Here is a 17,856-nt window from a genome sequence, read left to right on the forward strand (position 1 = left end):
TTTTCTGAATGTTTGTTAAGCTGCGTTTATGTGTAGTGAAATAAGTTTGCTTTCGGCTTGAATTCGGCTATTTTTGCAATACATGGATAAGCTATTTGACATACAGGAATTTCAGCAGTTTGATAATTTGGAACTCATTGCCCGAGAAGTGGTGGAGGGATTTATCACTGGATTGCACCGAAGTCCTTTTCATGGATTCTCAGTTGAATTTGCTGAACATCGGCAGTACAATGCTGGTGAATCGACCAAACACATTGATTGGAAATTGTTTGCCCGCTCCGATCGCCTGTATGTGAAGCAATACGAGGAAGAAACCAATCTTCGCTGTCAGCTGGTGATTGACACCTCTTCTTCCATGCTTTTCCCGTATGAAAAGGGGAAGAAAAAAAAGCTTTTCAACAAATTGGCGTTTTCAGTTTATTCAGCGGCCGCGCTAATTTACCTGATGAGAAAGCAAAGGGATGCGGTTGGTTTAACTCTTTTTTCTGATCACATTGAATTCCATTCCGAAAATAGACTTTCATCGGTGCATGCTGAGCTTTTATACGGGAAACTGTCAGGACTATTGACTTCGGACCAGACTGAACTGCGAAAAACGACCAATACAGTCGCTGCACTTCATCAAATAGCAGAGCAAGTTCATAAACGTTCGTTGATCATTATTTTCAGTGATATGATGGATGAAACCAAAACCGATGAATTATTTTCAGCACTGCAACATCTGCGTTACAATAAGCATGAAGTGATTCTCTTCCATGTTACTGACCACAAACAGGAGCGAAAGTTTGATTTCCAGAATCGCCCGTACAAGTTTGTTGATTTGGAAAGTGGTCAGCATATCCGGTTTTCTCCTAATGAGTTGAAAAAGAATTATACCAAGGCCGTACAGGAATATTTTGATGATTTAAAAGTAAAATGCGGACAGTATCACATCGATTTGATTGAGGCCGATATTAACGAGAAATTTCAACAGGTACTCCATGGTTTTTTGCTTAAACGGAAGAAGCTTTTTTAATATTCAAACAATATCAATCTTCGTTTTTTTTAGTCAATTTTTTATAAATTGCATGGCGGTTATGCAATGAAATATGGAAAAGCTTTTTTGGACAAAAGGAGTGTTTAGAAGTAAGCTCATCATTTCCAGAAGCCAGGAGCAGATTGGTCAGATTGAGTGGAAAAATATGGTGAGTTCAGATGCTGTTGCTACTTTGCAGGGACGCCGTTTTTTACTTTCACGCGATTTTTTTCTTTCCAAACTTGAAATATTCGATGCTAACAATCAATCGCTTTTGGCATCAATCATGATAAATTTATTCAATCCCAAAAGTGATGTTCTTATCAATGGCAAACGATTTGAATTGGAGATCAAAAACTTTTGGCAATCTCGTTGGGCATGGAAATTTAACGGGGAAGAAATTATAACTTACCAAAGCAATGAATTGCTCACCAAAGACAAAGGAACCATTGAGATTTATATAGCAAATTGCGAAGAGCTGGAAACTTTAATCTTATTGGGATTGTTCGTGCGCAATCAGCTAATTCTTTTTATGCTTTTTATTTTGCTGGTGATAATGTTTGCACTCATTTGAGCTTTCCGAATTCTTCTCAACTATCAAAAGCTACACTTTTCTCAGCTATAAAGAATTCCTCCAATTCCTGGAGTGTGGTTTCTGTTTTAGCAACATCTTTCACGATTTTCCCTTTTTCAAGGATGACAATTCTGGAACATACATCAGTGATGTTATCAAGCGTGTGACTAGAAATCAGGAAGGTTGAGCCATTCGTGGCGGCAAACTCTTTGATAATTTTTCGAAGTTTAAATTGAGAGCTTGGATCCAGATTGGCAAAAGGCTCATCCAGAACAACTACCTGCGGAATTCCCATCATTGCAGCAACAATACCCACTTTTTTTTGGTTTCCTTTTGAGAGATCACGGATAAATTTGCTTTTACCTAATATTTCACCGTTGAAGAATTCCTGAAAACTATCGAGATATTGTTTTATGTCTGCTTGGTTCATATTCCGCAGTTCGCCAACAAAAGCAAAATATTCATCAGGTGTCAGATAGCCAATAGTAAAACTTTCATCGATAAACGCACCTGTATACGCTTTCCAGTCTTCGGATTCTTGAACCTCAATTTCTCCACTAAAGACACTTCCTTTGCTGGGAATAATTAAATCAAGAACTAAATTAAACAAGGTGGTTTTTCCAGCTCCGTTATTTCCTACCAACCCAAATAACTGACCATTTTCAATTTTTAGTTCCGGAATATTGAGTGCGATTTCCTTATTATATGCTTTGATAAGTTCTTTTACTTCAATCATGATCAGGAGTTTTTGTAGTTTTTGATTAGTTGATGTTTACGTTTAAGATATTCTTTCGTGAAATACTGAAAAAGATAAGGCTGAGCCAGTATTCCTGTTAACCCTAATCCGGCCAAAACCAGCAGGGCACCCATAGGATTTAGAATTAGCTTGAATAAAATATATAATAGTACCGGCACCAGCATCATTGGCAAAGCGATTAACCATTGGGTGGCACCCATTCCCTGGTAATTAAACATGGATGATCCCCCTAGATCCAATGCCCTGCTACTTCCTCTTCCGAATAAAAAGATCAGGTTCATATTGATGCCAATGTGATAAATCAGCATGGTCGTATGATAATAGATGACCCGATCATCTAATAAAACATAAGGAAGAGTGAGTAGATAATATATCAAACAAACTGCCAGGTTCAAGAAATAGAATGATTGCAGAAATTGCTTCATGCGGAAGTTTTGAACCATCAACATAGAGAAATAATTGCTGTGCCAGGCGGGGAAGAACTGGCCATAGGAAATAGAGAAAATAGATACCATCATTAGTCCTCCAATGATGAGGATAAAATCAGGAATGCCACTTCCCGTGTCTTTATAAATCAGTAATCCATAAAGCAAAAATGCAATGGTCATTAGAAATTGTGATCGCGGACGTTTATTTCTCCATATCAGTCGCATTTCCAGCGAAATAAATTTGCCATATTCACCAAATCTGCTTAACCATCCATAATCACGGATTTTGGCATTTTTATGCTGCTTTTCAATTAAATTCAGATAAAGTTTGCTACGCAGGTAGTTATAATTTAGTACATACAGTGACACCGGTAAGACCAAAATTGCGAGGATCCATGTGGGATGCAGAAGAAGCGTATCCAGAAAACTCCCAAAAGCACCAGCAATATCTACAATATTGAAATAGTCAATGGCATAGATTGTAGCAAAAAGCCCGATAAAAACATAAAAGCCAAAACTGTTGCTGTTAATCCACCATTTCAGATAAATTGACAAGAAATGATTCGTGAAGATGAGCAAAATAAGGGAGAGAAGCCATGCGATTCCTGGTAAGCCTGGATAATGGACAAAGGTTAATGAAAAGCAAACCGGGATCAGTAGGAAGTAAGGGAGAAAATTGAAAAAATGAAAGACTGAACGAAGCAGTAAATACCGAGCTATTCGTTCGCGTTTAACATTTAGAATAATCAATGGCTTAAAGCTAATTGTTGGAAGATTTTGCAGCATTTCCCGTATCAATAGGTCAAATCCGAAATAGATAAGCAAAAAACTGTTGAACTTGCTGACGGGATTTTCGTTTGGGAATTTGTTAGCCAATATTTGTGGAATGAACATTCCCATAACCAGAAAGTTAGCGGCAAAGTACAAAGCGATAAATCCAAGGATTATTTTGGTGGAAATGCTTTTTCCCAGGTGGGAAGAACGAGATACCTCTTTCCATGTGAAATAAAATAGACTTCTTTTCACAGTGTCAGTTTTTAGGGTGAAATTATTTTATTAATGGGTCGTTACGTGTGTCAAAAAATTACAGTCGGTCGGTGATTGAACAGCTCTTTTTAAATTCCTTGACCTTTCTGTTTTTTTCAAATAACTCAATTAGAATAACATACACTCCGAGCGATGCTTTTGATCCATCATCACGTGTTCCCAGCCAAACCCATTCCCCATGCTGCCCCGGAGATTCGTTTTTCACTACTTTATTTACCAGAGAGCCTCTGGAATCGTAAATGCTTAAATTTGCTTTATAAGACGGATTCTCAAAATTGTAATAAATACTAAGAAAATCTTTATCACCGTCATTATTGGGGGTAATCACTTTGGGTTCAATGAAGATTTCATCTCTGATTTCTACAAAATTTCCAGTCATGGAGTTTTGGTAACCGGGGGTTGCATATCCCACGCGGGAGGATGCAGATGTCCAATTTGCATTATCCATGCTATCGGTATTCGGATCAATCCGTTCAATGGAAACACCTTCCTCATCAATTAGCAGGGCATGGTGCATGCTTGATGAATAATTCACTTCATCAATTACTTCCTGATTGTTATCCACCAAAACAAGGTTTCCGGAGCTACTTGAAAGTTTGGGCATTTGCTCCACATCAATAAAATTCTTTTTGTTTTTAGTTTGGTAGAATACCAATACTTTTTCAGCTGATTTGCTGATTACCAAATACTCTTTCGGTTTTAATTGTCGCTTTTCATTCGTAATGGGAGTTAGTTGCTCCAATTCTGAATTTTCGTTTCTGGTTGCAAGCATCATCTGATCGAGCTCTATTGTTTGATCAGAATTGTTGTACAGTTCTACAAAGTTGGCACCTCCCGGATAGCAGTCAAACAGTATTTCGTTGATGATTATTTCCGATTTTTTAGAAATTGTCAATTCAGCTTTTGATTTGGAAGTTGCAGCCAATTTCCCCTCACCAAAACTTTCAATTGTTAAGAAATTTATAATCAGGAATAGAAATAACCAAGATTTGTGGCTCATGGTGTGTTATATTAAAAGCAATCAACTAATTTTACGCTCGTTAAACAACGTATGAAGAACGTTAATATTTGCTATCAAATTAACAAAAATTTTTAGATTTATGAAAGTTGCAGTTGTTGGAGCAAGTGGGGCGGTAGGCCAGGAGTTTCTGAACGTTTTGGCCGAACGTAATTTCCCCCTTGATGAGTTAGTTTTATTTGGATCGGCTAGAAGTGCCGGTAATGTGTATGAATTCAGAGGTGAAAAACTGACTGTAAAAGAATTGAAGCACAATGACGATTTTAAGGACATTGATATTGCCCTTACGTCTGCTGGTGCTTCCATTTCTAAGGAATTTGCTACAACAATTACAAAACATGGAGCCATCATGATTGATAACTCCAGTGCTTTTCGTAACGATGATGACGTTCCGTTGGTAGTTCCTGAAGTAAATGCTGAAGATGCGAAAGATCGTCCTCGTAATATCATTGCTAACCCAAACTGTTCGACTATTCAAATGGTGGTTGCCTTAAAACCGATTGATAATCTTTCAAAAATCACCAAGGTTCAGGTCGCGACTTACCAGGCTGCCAGCGGTGCCGGTGCACAGGGAATTGCCGAACTGGAAGAACAAACCAAGCAAATAGCCAATGGAGAGGAGCCTACCATTAATAAGTTTCAGTATCAATTGGCAATGAATATTATCCCTCACATAGATGTTTTCCTGGATAACGATTATACCAAGGAAGAAATGAAGATGAATTGGGAAACCAAAAAAATTATGCATACCGATGCAGAAGTAAGTGCAACTTGCGTACGCGTTCCTGTTGCTCGTTCTCACTCTGAAGCTATCTGGTTGGAAACTGAAGAAGAATTAAGTGTTGAGCAGGTTCGTGAAGCCTTTGAAAATTTTGAAGGATTGACCGTGATTGACAAGCCACAAAGCAAAGAGTATCCGATGCCGCTATTTGTAGCGGGTAAAGATGATGTTTATGTGGGGCGTTTGCGTAAAGACATTTCGAATCCAAAAGGATTGACTTTTTGGTGTGTAGGTGATCAAATTAAAAAAGGAGCTGCCTTAAATGCAGTTCAGATAGCCGAATGGCTTATTAATGCCGGAGAAGTTAAGTAGTTATTCCATAATTTAGCTTTTAGCTGATCAAACCCGGGACTTTGTTCCGGGTTTTTTATGTAGATTACTTAACAACTTTAAATTCTGTATTTAACGGCCAACAGCATTGAATTCACATACATCGAGGCACTCTCCACATAATTTACATGCCGATTCAATAACTGATGCTTTTTCAATAGTTGCTTTAATGGCGTTGTCGTCCACACAGATGCTATAGCAACGCGCACAAGAGCTACATTCATCCTTATCAATATAAGGAGCAAATATTACCTCAGGTACCTCCTTTTCAATTGCATTTAATTCGCAAACTTCGTAGCATTTGTTACAAGCAACACATTTTGCTCTATCAATGTAAGGGTCAACTATTTCTTCTGATTGCGACGTTTTTGTAATTGCGTGAAAATCACAAGTGGGTAAACATTTTCCACAATTTGTGCACTCTTCATCGTCTTTTTTTACTCTCGCTGGATTTATTGCATATCTGCGGCATGCGATAACACATTTCCCACATTTTGTACATTTTGAATTATCAATTACAGCCTTCCCCCAAGAAATCGTGATAGCATTTGACTTACAAACAGGGATACACTCTCTACAACCATTACACCGTCCTCGCACAGAATAAATTTCACGTTCGTAGGAGATGCAATTTCCTTCTTTTTTACATGCCTCTATGCAATCTCCACAACCTACACACAAGGATTCTTCAAAAACATAATTGACTTCGGCTAAAACAATTGCATTAGGTTCGCATACTTCTTTACATTTCCCGCAACTGGTACATTCTGACGGTATAATAGAATACTTGACTGCCGGAACATGAATCGCCTTTTCGTCACATGCATCAATGCATCTTCCGCACAATGAGCAAGAGTCTGCATCCAGTTCGAAGGTACTTTTTTTGTTTAGAGAAATTGCATCGTAACCACATACATCAATGCACTTGCCACACCCCAAGCATTCATCATCTTTGATATAATAGAGGGAAAAAGGATCAATTTGTGCCAGCTCGCATGATGTTAAAGAAAGTAAAGAACCTCCGGCACCTAATGCCGCTAATCGTTGAAGAAAGATACGTCTATTCAAATCCATAGCTTAATCATTTAAAAAGCCAAATGGGCTTCCAGTTTGAGTAAAAAGTTGTCTTCAGGTAAAATGTCTGATTTCACATAGCTCCCAATAGCAAAGCACTGAAAGTGCTTCCATGGTTTTAAGGAAAACTCCAAATCTACTTCACGCGTATGGGCATCTTTAAATTGATGAATGTATTTTAGGCCAAACCCAGGTTTAGTTTTACCGGAGAGCTGATGATCAAATGATAGTTCCATTAATGGTAAATGCATCATATCCAGCCGCATGACTTCACCTTTAAAAAGATTAGAAAACGATGGAAAATGACTGATGCTATCGGAGAGCGCGTGCATGCCATCATACTCAATATTGAAAGAAGAGAAGGACCCATTACTCCAAAACTTCTCTTTACTTATTCCCAATTGATAGATAAGTGCATTATTCCCATCAAAATGTTGAGCAAGCAGTTCTGTTTTTAAGTCAATACTTTCCAGAATTCGCAAGTTTACATTCAGCCCGCCATAATACTGATAGGAATAAAAAACCTCCCCAAACTCTTCGTAGAGTCTAAACGAGAATTGATTTAACTGGAATACTTTTTTAGTCTTCGAGTTATCACCGAAAGTCCCAAATTCATCTTTGATATCACTTGAGAAGGAATCAAATTCTTCGGATTCAGAATCATCCTTTAAAACTGCGAACTCATTTGTTGATGAAGCAACAGCTTCTTTTTGTTTGTTGGGATACCAACTGAATTCTGTCATAACAAAATTAGACTGAAGCCATTTGTCACCAACAAAATTGATTTTATTTCCACGGGCGAGATTGTATAAGTGCCGGGTACCACAAACATCCTGCATGCGGGCAATATCATCATAAACTGTCCCTGCAGTAGTTGAAATTTTCGCAGACCCCAATTCTTTTGAAAGCTTTATTCCCAAAAAGCGCTCATCAAACAAGAAACTCCCTTCCGATTTCCCTGTTTGAATACCAGCCTTCATATTCCATTTTCCATAGTGCGAATAATAGAGTTCTCGAAATCCAACATGTTTCTTTTCCGGTTTGTTAAAATCCTGATAGGCTGTACCGGTCCCACTTAAACCGGGACCATCACTGCTGTTGTACCAATATTTAGCTGCGCCTTCAAAATAGAACTGATGTTTCATGGAGACGGATTCATAATTGAGTCCCCAGTAATTCATCCCGTTAAAGATAAAGCGGTCACTCATGACACCTGGAGAAGCAATTAATTCGGTTCCCCAGCTCCATTGCGATTCGTCCGAAAAGGGTTTTAGGTATGCGCCAAGTATACTTCGGCATTCAGCCTGCGCATTTCCTTTTAATTGAGTGATGGCCATCACCGTCAAAACCAGTACCGCTCTTTTACTCCAGCTCCAAACGCTCACATTTAATCTGATCATGATGGTTCTTTTTATTATTTCTAAAAAGGGAAAGTGCATTTTTATGGCAACTACCGATGCATTCACCGCACACAATACATTCCTGATTGTCCAGCTTGCTGAATTTTTCATCGCGGGTTATAGCTCTGATTTTGCATTCATTGTTACACGTTTTGCAACCCACACATTTTCCATTGTTCCCAATTACACGGGCACCTGGAATTTTATTAACCCAACCCAGAATCAGTCCAATTGGACAAACAGTTTTGCAAAAAGGACGATATATGAATACGGAGCTAACCAACAACAAACCCAGTAAAATCCAGCTTAAGGTGTGGACGCCAATCATATTGAAAGCAACTTTAAATGGGTCGTAATGAATAAAAATGTTTGTTCTTGTAGTAACCAGCTGTACGACCAACACGACGAGAATAACAATACGAACCAGTCTCATTATTTTTTGAGATTTTTCAGTTTGCAGGATTTTTATTTTACCAGGAAGGTGGATGAGTTCCTGTATTGCTCCTAAATGACAAAGCCAACCACAATAGACCCTTCCCACCAGGTAGGTGACAGGTATTAACCCAATAAACCATATCATCGATTTCCAGTGGGTATCGACACCGAGAACCCCAAGTATTACGTTTTGAAAACTGGAAATAGGACAGGGACAGCCTCCTTTGTAAAAACCGAGCACTACTACTGATGCAATTAGGAAGATACCTCTCAAATTCCGAATTGCCGGATATTTAACGAGAAACCCAATTAGCAAAGTGAGTGCAAGAATACTAAGAACCCAAACGACGGTTCTATCTTTTTTGCAACAACCTTTTTCTCCGATGCAAACTGTTTCAACTGCAATATTTGATTGCTCAAAACTTTCAAATTCTTCGAAACTCTCAAACTCATCTTCATGCTTTAATTGTTCGGTTTGCTCGGTGTTTTCTTCATAAGGTGAAAAGTCATCCTGCGAGATAGCTCTTAAAATAGAAAAATTAAGCAATAGCGAAGTCAATATTAAGACCTTAACCACTGCTTTTGGGCATGCTTTCATACGTTCAGTTTATATTAAAATTGGTTAGACTGGTCAATTGGAGCTAACCGACCTGTAATTTGATACTTCCGGCTCCCCCTTCTTTGTCGCATTTTCGAACAGTACCGAAAACCAGTTTTTTGCTTGAATCTTTAGAAACCTCAATCTTAAACTTACGTTCAAACTCATTCGAAGTGATTTGTTTCCATTTGGTGGCTCCTAGAACTTTTAAACCATCGAAACTAAACTTTGTGGCATCTATTCCCTCGGGGCATTGCTTATGGGTATATATTACTTTGACTTTTACAACGAGAACATCTCCTTTTTGATAGTACTCCTTTTCATTTTCCAAAATTTTATACTCAATCTCACAGGCGGTTATAACTGATGGTAAAATTGAGATTACAGCTACCAAAAAAAAGCCTAGCATTAATTGTTTCATAGTAAATGATCTTTTACGTTTCTGCTTAACTACTTCTAGTCCACCTTTCCTTTAAGAGTGGCTATTTCTAATACATATTAATTTTACCAGCTTTGACACGAGAAGGGCTGAAAACTTGCGGATATAATGCTAAAAAAAGGCATTTTTTTCACAAAAGAATTATTACTCCTTAGATTTCAGAAATTTAAGAATGTCTATTCTTGAAGATATTTTTACAATATAAATTTGGGATGGATGAAATTCGATCCTATTGAAAATCGAAATTTCAATGCAGGATGATCATTTGCCAAATGTAGACGGTAAATTGAGCAGTTTTTCTAAAATCCCTGTCCGGGAGATTGGCCGATGTTGTCTTCAAAACCGGTCACTTCACTATCTTTATATGGAGAGACAATCTTACGTCCTCCATAATCGAACCGATCGTTCATAATGTTCAGCACTTCATTTGCAGTTGATTCAATTGGTTTGTTGGAAACATGAATCACCGTAAATCCACCTCGTTCAAAAATAAAATTGGCATTTCGAATTTCTTCCCTCACTTTTCGTTCATCAATGTATAAGGTGTTGTCCATGTTGTTGAAGCTTTTAAGGCGCTTAATGCGGTGAGCAATTAAATGTTGCAGCCCAATATGCAAGCCAAAAACCCGTTGCGGATCTACTTCGAAAAGTTCGCGTGGAGGTTTGATTCCGTTTACCAGCGGAACATTTGCAACCTTCCATCCATACATTGCCAGGTAAACACTCAGTGGGGTTTTTCCGGCGCGGGATACGCCGCATAGAATGATTTCTGCATTATTCAATCGCTCTGGACTCATTCCGTCATCCTGCCTTAAAGTGAATTCAATTGCATCAATACGATTAAAATATTGTTGGTTTATTTCCCTGAATAATCCGGGAGACTCCAGGGAGGAGATGCCTAATTCACCATCCAGGTGAGAAGCCAATTCTCCCATAAAATCAATTTGTTTTACCTCGTGTTGATTGGCTAGCTCAATCAGTCTTTTTCTCAGTGAAGGGATTACCATGGTGTGGGTTACCAATCCACCATTCTTTTTGGCTTTCAAGATCACCTTCTCAATCTCGTCTTCACTAATTACATTGGGGACAATAATCACCGGCACATTGTTATTGGGATACTGAATTAGCAGCGACTGAACCATGTTGTTTCCTGCCAGTCCTTTTCCTCCGGATACAACATAAATGGGTTTTGTCGGTTTTTTTGGTGTCTGATTGTCCATCGTTTGAAATCTTTATCTTGTTAAACAATAAAGCTTTAAAAATGATTTTGAATTCGTTTTTTAAATTTAGTAAATGAAAGCTTATCTTTACATATCGACTAAAAAAGTAAACCATGATTTATCAAGCAGACTCAAAACGCTATGAGCGAATTCCATACAAACGTTGTGGACGTTCAGGCTTAAATTTACCAGTCGTGTCGCTGGGTTTATGGCATAATTTCGGGGGTGTAGATGTATTTGAAAATGGTCGTGCTATGTTGCGCAGGGCTTTTGATTTAGGAATTACACATTTCGATTTGGCGAATAATTACGGTCCTCCATATGGATCAGCGGAAGAGAATTTTGGGAAGATTATGAAGCAGGATTTTATTCCTTATCGCGATGAATTAATTATTTCTACCAAAGCTGGATACGATATGTGGCCCGGACCTTATGGAAACTGGGGAAGCCGCAAATACCTGACCGCAAGTTTAGACCAAAGTTTGAAACGCATGGGATTGGAATATGTAGATATTTTCTACTCACACCGTCCCGATCCTGAAACACCATTGGAAGAGACCATGGGGGCACTGGCAAATGCTGTTCGTCAGGGAAAGGCGCTTTATGTTGGGATTTCAAATTACCCTGCGGACCGTGCGAAAGAAGCTTCTCAAATTCTGCGTGATTTGGGGGCTCCATGTTTGATTCATCAGCCAAAATACTCGATGTTTGAGCGTTGGGTTGAAGATGGGTTGTTGGATGTATTGGAAGAAGAAGGTATCGGTTGTATTCCTTTTTCACCATTGGCGCAGGGATTGCTGACCAACAAATATTTGAAAGGGATTCCTGAGGGATCGCGTGCTGCCAAATCCTGGGGATTTTTAAAGGCAGATCAAGTGGAGCCAGCGGTTGAAAAAGTGAAGAAGTTGAATGAATTGGCTCAACAACGTGGGCAGTCTTTGGCACAGATGGCATTAGCATGGATCGTGAAAGATCCTCGCATTACTACCGTACTAATTGGTGCCAGCTCTGTAGCCCAATTGGAAGATAATGTGGCAATGACCAATAACCTGGATTTCTCAGCTGCAGAACTACAGACAATTGAAGATATTTTGAAAGGATAGTTTACTCAATTAATATATTTTAGCCTTCATCCGAAAGAATGAAGGCTATTTTTTGCTCCCAATTTTACTGGTTTGGTTATCGATTTAATAGTTGATAACTACGTTCCTGGACATGTGTTTGACCAAATAGATCAGTAGCTTTTACTTGAATGATATGCTCTCCGGCTTCAAGATTGGTTGGGATATTTCCCGCCCAAAGGTGAGTGCATTTTTTTGGGTTTGATGGTCTTCTGCCATCAAGAAGTTGATCCGTAAAATCCCATTCCTGCACCAAATGATAATACGAAGGGTCATAATCATCCACGGGGTACATCTGATTCCATGAGCCGTCATCAATTCGATAGAAAACAGTGTCAAGTTCGCTACCCATAAAGAAGTTTGCGATTATCCCGGAAGAGGTCCGTTTATCTTTCTCGAGCACTTTCGGGGCATAGATTTCAAATTGATAATCGGCTGGTTTCCCTGCTACTTTGTATTTAATCTGATATTGATTTTTATCAAAGCTGATGTAGGAATAACCTTTGAGTGTTCCGTCCCGCATGGTGGAAGTTGGAACACCTTTTTCATTTAAGCGTCCGCTGTACCAATCTCCGGAGGTAGTTCCGGAATTGAAATGATGGTGAAATCCATCCTGTAACCAGCCATCTTCCTTAAAAAATAAGTCCTGCCGTTGTAAATGAGTGTGAGCTGAGATTGACAGTGTCTGCGGAAAATCCTTTAGCAATTGAAAAAGCCGGTCGCGGTCTTCATCCCGAAAAGGATCACCTCCATCCGGTTCGCTAATTGGGATGTGAAAAGCCAAAACGATCAGGTAATCTTTTGGAACAAACTGCAGATCATTTTCAACAAAGTCTAACTGATCCTTTCGGAAACCTCCCCAGTAACCTTTCCCATCTCTTGGGTCAGGGTATAAAATATCATCCAAAATAATGAAGTGGACTTTCCCATGATTGAATGAATAGTTTGCTGGTCCAAAATGCCGTTCAAAAGATTCATCTGATAAATTATCTTGGCTTCCATCGTAGTTCATATCGTGGTTGCCCATCACGTTATACCATGGAATTCCAATGCGTTGAACAGCTTCCTTGTATGGTTGAAACAAATTGAGGTTATCACCAACCAAATCACCCATACTCAACCCAAATGAAACCCCTTCCACTCCTTCCAACTCACTTACAATACCTTTAGCAAAGAAGTCAACCTCCTTCTTAGAGTAAGGTTGGGGATCGCCAAAAACCAGCATTTTAAATTGATCTTGGCTTGAATCTGAATACAGCGCAAAATCAACATTTCGCGGTAGTTTTCCGGTGCCTTGAGTTCCTTCATATTTTAATTCTGGCGAACCACCCGGTTTGTGGATATAATAGAATTGTGGAAGTTTGAATTCATTTACCGGGATCTGGTAATCCGAAGGTTTTATTACAAAGATGATTTGATCATTAGACACCTTTAATTGATATTCCCCATTATCATCGGTTTGAACAACATCAACTCCATTTGAAACCGCAACACCAGCAATGCCTTTTTCTTTGCGGTCTTGTGTCGAATTTTGGTTGAGATCTTCGAAAACAACTCCTTTTACAACCGATTGTGCTATCGTTTGGATGGAGGAAATGATCAGGGTGGTAAGGATAAAAATGGCTAAATTTCTTTTCACAGTAGTAGGCTTTAATGAAGGATATTTAAATTGTTTTATCATGTGGTTTTCACATGTCTTGCCTAAATTAACAAAAATCACATCAAAAAAGATTATGTCCTTATCAAGCTAACTAAAAGAAATAGTTAATCACCTGTCTCTGTTTTATGTGTGCCTAATCTTCTTTTAGCTTCATAGAAATATCCTGTCCAAGAAGCATCTCTAAAGTTGATTGGTATTTAAGTTTTTTGCCAATTGCGACAGCATCGTCCAATGAATAGCCTTTGTACTTCACCAGGTATGCCATCATAATCTGGGTAACCCGGCCGCAACTTCGGCAGTGAATAAATACATTGGTGTGAGGCGTATTAATTGCCTGATTGAATTTCTTTACAGTTTCGGGTGAATACGATTGGTAGCCACTCACAGGAACGGAAAGATATTTCATTCCTAATTGTTGGGCCATTTGCTCTTCGTTAAATGCCGACTCTGCAAATTCCTCCATTTCGTCTTCCGAACGCAGATTAATTATCAGGTCAACTCCTTTTTTATGCAGCATTTTCATGGTTTCCAGGTTGGGCTGTCCACCAAGAAACATATCTCCCCATTGATACAGATTATCAACATTTTCAATTTCCACAATAGAGTTGGAGTCATCTTTTGCTGGATAAAGTCCGGAGGCGAATAATGAAGTTAAATTGCTACTTAACAGGAGAATTAGAGCCAGAAGCAGGGTTTTGATATTCATGATAAAGTTTAATTATTTGGTTCAATCCAAAAATAGAAAACACTTAGCATGTGTAGTGTTAACGAAATTAAAATGTTTGTTAATAAAGTATTTGATTTATTTAAAAGTCAGTATTGGCTTCCTTTAAATCCAATTCCTCAATCCAGATGTTGCGATAGATTACCGGATGACCTTCGGCCTGAAGCTTGATGCCTCCGGGGCGGTCTGTGATTCCTTTGCCATCGTCGTTACCTCCATCAAGGCCAGAGAATTTTCCGCCCCAAACCTTATTGATCTGTACGTTGGTGTGAACTTTTTGTCCATTGAAGTACATAGTTACCATTGGTTTTTCGGTTAAAATATCATTTTCAAAACGAGCTGCTCTGAACTGAATGTCATAGGCATTCCATTTTCTCACTCCATTGTAGGCAAAATAGGGTGATTCAGTTTCGTTGATAACCGTAGCCATTCCGTGAGAAGTCGAGTCGCCATCCAATACCTGAATCTCGTAACGATTTTGCAGGTATACACCACTATTCCCTTTCTCTCGTTGAATTAAAAATTCAATATGCAATCGAAAATCCCTGAACTTCTTTTTGGTAACAATGTCTGCGGTTCCATATTGACCACCTGCAGCTGTTGGATCATTGCTGTTTACTGCAGTTCCTTTATTTACCGGATCATCAACAATTTTCCATTTAATAGGCAATTCTGCTGATAATCGAGGGCCTTCCCAATAGGTCCATTTCGTGTCCAGCATTTCGCGGGAACCATCAAAAAGAACTTCTGCACTTTTAGGTGCTTTCGCTCCAACTCCAGTTGTTTTGGACGGAGGATTTTTAAACGAGATCGAAATGGAAAAAAGAACAACGATCGAAAATAAATATAGAATGGCATTTTTCATGATATGATGCTTTTGGATTAGTGTTGAGCAAGATATAAAAAGTCAGTCTAATTGTAACCGTTTTATTCACTCATTCTTTTTTCATAATTGGAAGCGCTTGTTAGATGTGGTGATTGGGAAGATCAAACTAACAGTATCGAATTTATTTTGAATCATGTTTAAACCTTTTGTAAGTTTTTTATTCTAAGCATGTAACAAGTTCTTAAATCTCATCAACTAAAACTAAACGTAATGAAAAAGACTTTCTTTCTTTTAGCAGCTATCATGATTTTAAGTACTGCTTATTCCCAATCCAATTTTTCTGGCAGCTGGACATTAAACAGTTCAAAAAGTACGCTCAATGAGGATTGGAGTATGGCTCCAAAATCAGTTATCATTGCTCAGGCGGATAACGAACTGAAGCTTGAAAAACATGCATCTTATCAAGGAAATGATTATACCATTAACGATGAATTTACCTTAGATGGTAAGGAATGTATTAATAAGGGATGGAGAGATTCTCAAAAGAAATCCACCGCTGTTTGGGGAGTTGATATGAAAGAACTGACGATTACTTCCAAACTTCCAATGAGAGATAATGGTGAATTAACCATTGTAGAGGTGTATCAGTTGAGTGATGGAGATTTGGTAGTGGAGACCAGTGTTTCTTCTTCGTATGGAGATCGAACCGAGAAATTCGTATTTGACAAGCAATAAAAATATTCTTATGGTTGAGAAAAGGTAGGCTGAATTCGTAACCCAGCCTTTACGGCCCCTCGTTTCCAGCGAGGGGTTTTTTGTTTCATATCGCATTTCCATTGTCCTTTTGGCTATTGTCGACCCCCAATCACTCTTTAGCTATGTTTTATTGGGGATATATCGCTTCATGCGCCGCATTGATAAGACATATATTTTATCAGGCATAATTTTTTGACTCACCCCAAGCTTGCTGCGCTTGCTTTGCCCCTCGCTACAGGTAGAGAGGGGAAGAGTTGGATCAAACTAAAAGGATTGTATCCAAATCAGGGGAGAGTCAGTATATATAACCACCGATCTTCGCTTTTATCGAATGAAAAATGAAAAGCCTTCCGGCTTGAGGATGATCAACTTCAATGTCCTTTTGGCTTGATCCAAAAGAACGAAAAGATCAAGACTTTGGTTTCTCGCCGACCCATGATGGATTCAACGATTAAAAGAAAAGAACTCGTCCGTTTTTACGGACTCAGACAGCTTTTCTTTTTCCGTCATTGGACGGCCATCCTTTTCATCCTATGGGTGCCCCGTCTACAAAAACTTAGACCGAGTTAATCCCAGCGGGCGCAACAAAATATCCCCAGATGAAGAAGAGTAATCGACGGTCACGACATGTCGTGACCCCGATAGCCCTTTAAGTTGAGTTTAACAGGAAATACTATTTTAAAACGGTTTGCGTTAGCTGTTGGAAAATGCCTTCGAGACTGGACTGCTGCTCATTCATGCCGAGTATCTTCACATTATTTTTTACAGCAAAGTCAAAAAGCAAGGGACGAAGGTCTTGTTCGCCGGATGATGTGAGCAGAAAGCTGTGAAGGCCATTCTTCTCAACAATTCCGATCGGCAGCGAGCTGTTGAGCAAATCTTCTTTTACCGCTTGGTTGAACTCCACAAATACTTGCTGGTTTTTGGTGAGCTTACGGGATTTAAACTCATCCACCGAACCGTCGGCAATCAGTTTCCCCCGATTGATGACCAAGACACGAGAGCAAATAGCTTCTACTTCCTGCATGATGTGGGTGGAAAACAACACGGTTTTTTCCTGGCTAACACGCAGAATCAGGGCACGAATTTCTTCCAGTTGATTGGGGTCGAGCCCGGTGGTTGGTTCATCCAGAATTAGAACCGATGGATCGTGAATCAGAGCCTGTGCCAGTCCAACCCGTTGCCGGTAGCCTTTTGAAAGAGCTCCAATTTTCTTCTTTTGCTCCAATCCAAGGCCAGTCATTTCGATGGCTTCGGTGATTCGTTTTATGCGTTGGTCCAGTTTATAGAACCCTGCAACCATTTCCAGGTATTCCTTAATGTAAAGATCCGTATATAGTGGATTGTGTTCGGGTAAGTAGCCAATGTGAGTTCTCAGTTGATGATCTTCCGGACGAACCACATTTCCTTCAATCATAACTGATCCGGAATCGGCAGCCAAATAGCCGGTAATAATCTTCATGAGAGTCGACTTTCCTGCGCCATTAGGTCCCAGAAAACCAACAAGTTCTCCTTTCGCAAGCTTAAAACTTATTGAGTCGAGTGCCTTTTGGGCACCGTATGATTTGCTGATATTTTCAATGATTACCGACATGAAATGGAGTTTATTCCTCCAAAAGTAAAGAAATCTGATTAATGAAACGGAGAACTTGA

Annotated in this window: 17 protein-coding genes; 5 read left to right on the top strand and 12 right to left on the bottom strand. The window is 39.1% G+C overall.

Annotated elements, in window-relative coordinates; all coding sequences use genetic code 11:
* The first annotated feature begins 82 nt into the window (after window positions 1–82).
* Together ACUNWD_RS12480 and ACUNWD_RS12485 are read left to right on the top strand one after the other, a co-directional pair.
* Window positions 83–1,015, top strand: a complete 933-nt coding sequence (locus ACUNWD_RS12480; RefSeq protein ID WP_445588150.1) for a DUF58 domain-containing protein — start codon at window positions 83–85, stop codon at window positions 1,013–1,015.
* A gap of 73 nt (window positions 1,016–1,088) precedes the next feature.
* Entirely contained in the window at window positions 1,089–1,589 is a 501-nt protein-coding gene (locus ACUNWD_RS12485; RefSeq protein ID WP_445588151.1) for a hypothetical protein, read from the top strand.
* 16 nt (window positions 1,590–1,605) lie between these two features.
* Here ACUNWD_RS12485 and ACUNWD_RS12490 read toward each other — a convergent pair whose 3' ends face one another.
* The 3 genes from ACUNWD_RS12490 to ACUNWD_RS12500 are packed head-to-tail and all read right to left on the bottom strand — an operon-like array spanning window position 1,606 to window position 4,821.
* A complete protein-coding gene (locus ACUNWD_RS12490) occupies window positions 1,606–2,325 on the bottom strand; it encodes an ABC transporter ATP-binding protein (protein ID WP_445588152.1) in 720 nt (239 codons plus the stop codon).
* A 2-nt stretch (window positions 2,326–2,327) separates the two neighbouring features.
* Entirely contained in the window at window positions 2,328–3,800 is a 1,473-nt protein-coding gene (locus ACUNWD_RS12495) for a DUF5687 family protein (protein WP_445588153.1), read from the bottom strand.
* A gap of 58 nt (window positions 3,801–3,858) precedes the next feature.
* Window positions 3,859–4,821 carry a lamin tail domain-containing protein gene (locus ACUNWD_RS12500; RefSeq protein ID WP_445588154.1) on the bottom strand — a complete coding sequence of 321 codons (963 nt, stop codon included), beginning with the start codon at window positions 4,819–4,821 and terminating at the stop codon, window positions 3,859–3,861.
* Window positions 4,822–4,921: 100 nt separating this feature from the next.
* Here ACUNWD_RS12500 and ACUNWD_RS12505 point away from each other — a divergent pair, with 100 nt between their 5' ends.
* A complete protein-coding gene (locus ACUNWD_RS12505) occupies window positions 4,922–5,932 on the top strand; it encodes an aspartate-semialdehyde dehydrogenase (RefSeq protein WP_445588155.1) in 1,011 nt (336 codons plus the stop codon).
* Window positions 5,933–6,022: 90 nt separating this feature from the next.
* Here the strand turns inward: ACUNWD_RS12505 and ACUNWD_RS12510 are convergent, their stop codons facing one another.
* From ACUNWD_RS12510 to ACUNWD_RS12530, 5 genes are all read right to left on the bottom strand, one after another.
* The gene (locus tag ACUNWD_RS12510; protein WP_445588156.1) at window positions 6,023–7,024 is read right to left on the bottom strand and encodes a 4Fe-4S binding protein; all 1,002 of its coding nucleotides are present in this window, start codon (window positions 7,022–7,024) and stop codon (window positions 6,023–6,025) included.
* Window positions 7,025–7,035: 11 nt separating this feature from the next.
* The gene (locus tag ACUNWD_RS12515) at window positions 7,036–8,424 is read right to left on the bottom strand and encodes a hypothetical protein (RefSeq protein ID WP_445588157.1); all 1,389 of its coding nucleotides are present in this window, start codon (window positions 8,422–8,424) and stop codon (window positions 7,036–7,038) included.
* The gene (locus tag ACUNWD_RS12520) at window positions 8,387–9,457 is read right to left on the bottom strand and encodes a 4Fe-4S binding protein (protein ID WP_445588158.1); all 1,071 of its coding nucleotides are present in this window, start codon (window positions 9,455–9,457) and stop codon (window positions 8,387–8,389) included. Before ACUNWD_RS12520 ends, ACUNWD_RS12515 begins: the two co-directional genes overlap by 38 nt.
* A 43-nt stretch (window positions 9,458–9,500) precedes the next feature.
* Complete coding sequence (locus ACUNWD_RS12525) at window positions 9,501–9,878, bottom strand: hypothetical protein (protein ID WP_445588159.1); 378 nt, start codon at window positions 9,876–9,878, stop codon at window positions 9,501–9,503.
* Between the two features lie 317 nt (window positions 9,879–10,195).
* Window positions 10,196–11,116: a pyruvate, water dikinase regulatory protein gene (locus ACUNWD_RS12530; protein WP_445588160.1), complete on the bottom strand. Its 921-nt coding sequence runs from the start codon at window positions 11,114–11,116 to the stop codon at window positions 10,196–10,198.
* A 113-nt stretch (window positions 11,117–11,229) separates the two neighbouring features.
* Between ACUNWD_RS12530 and mgrA the strand changes: the two genes are divergently transcribed.
* Window positions 11,230–12,219, top strand: a complete 990-nt coding sequence (gene mgrA, locus ACUNWD_RS12535) for an L-glyceraldehyde 3-phosphate reductase (protein ID WP_445588161.1) — start codon at window positions 11,230–11,232, stop codon at window positions 12,217–12,219.
* A gap of 76 nt (window positions 12,220–12,295) precedes the next feature.
* Here mgrA and ACUNWD_RS12540 read toward each other — a convergent pair whose 3' ends face one another.
* From ACUNWD_RS12540 to ACUNWD_RS12550, 3 genes are all read right to left on the bottom strand, one after another.
* On the bottom strand, window positions 12,296–13,876 hold the full coding sequence (locus ACUNWD_RS12540) for a calcineurin-like phosphoesterase C-terminal domain-containing protein (protein WP_445588162.1): 1,581 nt from the start codon (window positions 13,874–13,876) through the stop codon (window positions 12,296–12,298).
* A gap of 154 nt (window positions 13,877–14,030) precedes the next feature.
* On the bottom strand, window positions 14,031–14,603 hold the full coding sequence (locus tag ACUNWD_RS12545; protein ID WP_445588163.1) for a fused DSP-PTPase phosphatase/NAD kinase-like protein: 573 nt from the start codon (window positions 14,601–14,603) through the stop codon (window positions 14,031–14,033).
* 100 nt (window positions 14,604–14,703) lie between these two features.
* Window positions 14,704–15,486: a 3-keto-disaccharide hydrolase gene (locus ACUNWD_RS12550; RefSeq protein ID WP_445588164.1), complete on the bottom strand. Its 783-nt coding sequence runs from the start codon at window positions 15,484–15,486 to the stop codon at window positions 14,704–14,706.
* Between the two features lie 231 nt (window positions 15,487–15,717).
* On the opposite strand from ACUNWD_RS12550, the gene ACUNWD_RS12555 reads away from it, so the two are divergent.
* Complete coding sequence (locus ACUNWD_RS12555) at window positions 15,718–16,182, top strand: hypothetical protein (protein ID WP_445588165.1); 465 nt, start codon at window positions 15,718–15,720, stop codon at window positions 16,180–16,182.
* A gap of 694 nt (window positions 16,183–16,876) precedes the next feature.
* On the opposite strand, the gene ACUNWD_RS12560 is transcribed toward ACUNWD_RS12555, so the two are convergent.
* Window positions 16,877–17,797 (bottom strand): ATP-binding cassette domain-containing protein, encoded by a 921-nt coding sequence (locus tag ACUNWD_RS12560; protein WP_445588166.1) that lies wholly within the window; start codon window positions 17,795–17,797, stop codon window positions 16,877–16,879.
* Window positions 17,798–17,856: the final 59 nt, after the last annotated feature.

The sequence above is a fragment of the Sunxiuqinia sp. A32 genome (genome assembly GCF_052690465.1).

Bases quoted from the DNA above. Each gene is read 5' to 3' on its own strand.
- ACUNWD_RS12500 (WP_445588154.1), bottom strand. From the start codon at position 4,821: ATGAGCCACAAATCTTGGTTATTTCTATTCCTGATTATAAATTTCTTA.
- ACUNWD_RS12545 (WP_445588163.1), bottom strand. From the start codon at position 14,603: ATGAATATCAAAACCCTGCTTCTGGCTCTAATTCTCCTGTTAAGTAGC.
- ACUNWD_RS12490 (WP_445588152.1), bottom strand. From the start codon at position 2,325: ATGATTGAAGTAAAAGAACTTATCAAAGCATATAATAAGGAAATCGCA.
- ACUNWD_RS12530 (WP_445588160.1), bottom strand. From the start codon at position 11,116: ATGGACAATCAGACACCAAAAAAACCGACAAAACCCATTTATGTTGTA.
- ACUNWD_RS12480 (WP_445588150.1), top strand. From the start codon at position 83: ATGGATAAGCTATTTGACATACAGGAATTTCAGCAGTTTGATAATTTG.
- ACUNWD_RS12505 (WP_445588155.1), top strand. From the start codon at position 4,922: ATGAAAGTTGCAGTTGTTGGAGCAAGTGGGGCGGTAGGCCAGGAGTTT.
- ACUNWD_RS12550 (WP_445588164.1), bottom strand. From the start codon at position 15,486: ATGAAAAATGCCATTCTATATTTATTTTCGATCGTTGTTCTTTTTTCC.
- ACUNWD_RS12560 (WP_445588166.1), bottom strand. From the start codon at position 17,797: ATGTCGGTAATCATTGAAAATATCAGCAAATCATACGGTGCCCAAAAG.
- ACUNWD_RS12525 (WP_445588159.1), bottom strand. From the start codon at position 9,878: ATGAAACAATTAATGCTAGGCTTTTTTTTGGTAGCTGTAATCTCAATT.
- mgrA (WP_445588161.1), top strand. From the start codon at position 11,230: ATGATTTATCAAGCAGACTCAAAACGCTATGAGCGAATTCCATACAAA.
- ACUNWD_RS12510 (WP_445588156.1), bottom strand. From the start codon at position 7,024: ATGGATTTGAATAGACGTATCTTTCTTCAACGATTAGCGGCATTAGGT.
- ACUNWD_RS12520 (WP_445588158.1), bottom strand. From the start codon at position 9,457: ATGAAAGCATGCCCAAAAGCAGTGGTTAAGGTCTTAATATTGACTTCG.
- ACUNWD_RS12485 (WP_445588151.1), top strand. From the start codon at position 1,089: ATGGAAAAGCTTTTTTGGACAAAAGGAGTGTTTAGAAGTAAGCTCATC.
- ACUNWD_RS12515 (WP_445588157.1), bottom strand. From the start codon at position 8,424: ATGATCAGATTAAATGTGAGCGTTTGGAGCTGGAGTAAAAGAGCGGTA.
- ACUNWD_RS12555 (WP_445588165.1), top strand. From the start codon at position 15,718: ATGAAAAAGACTTTCTTTCTTTTAGCAGCTATCATGATTTTAAGTACT.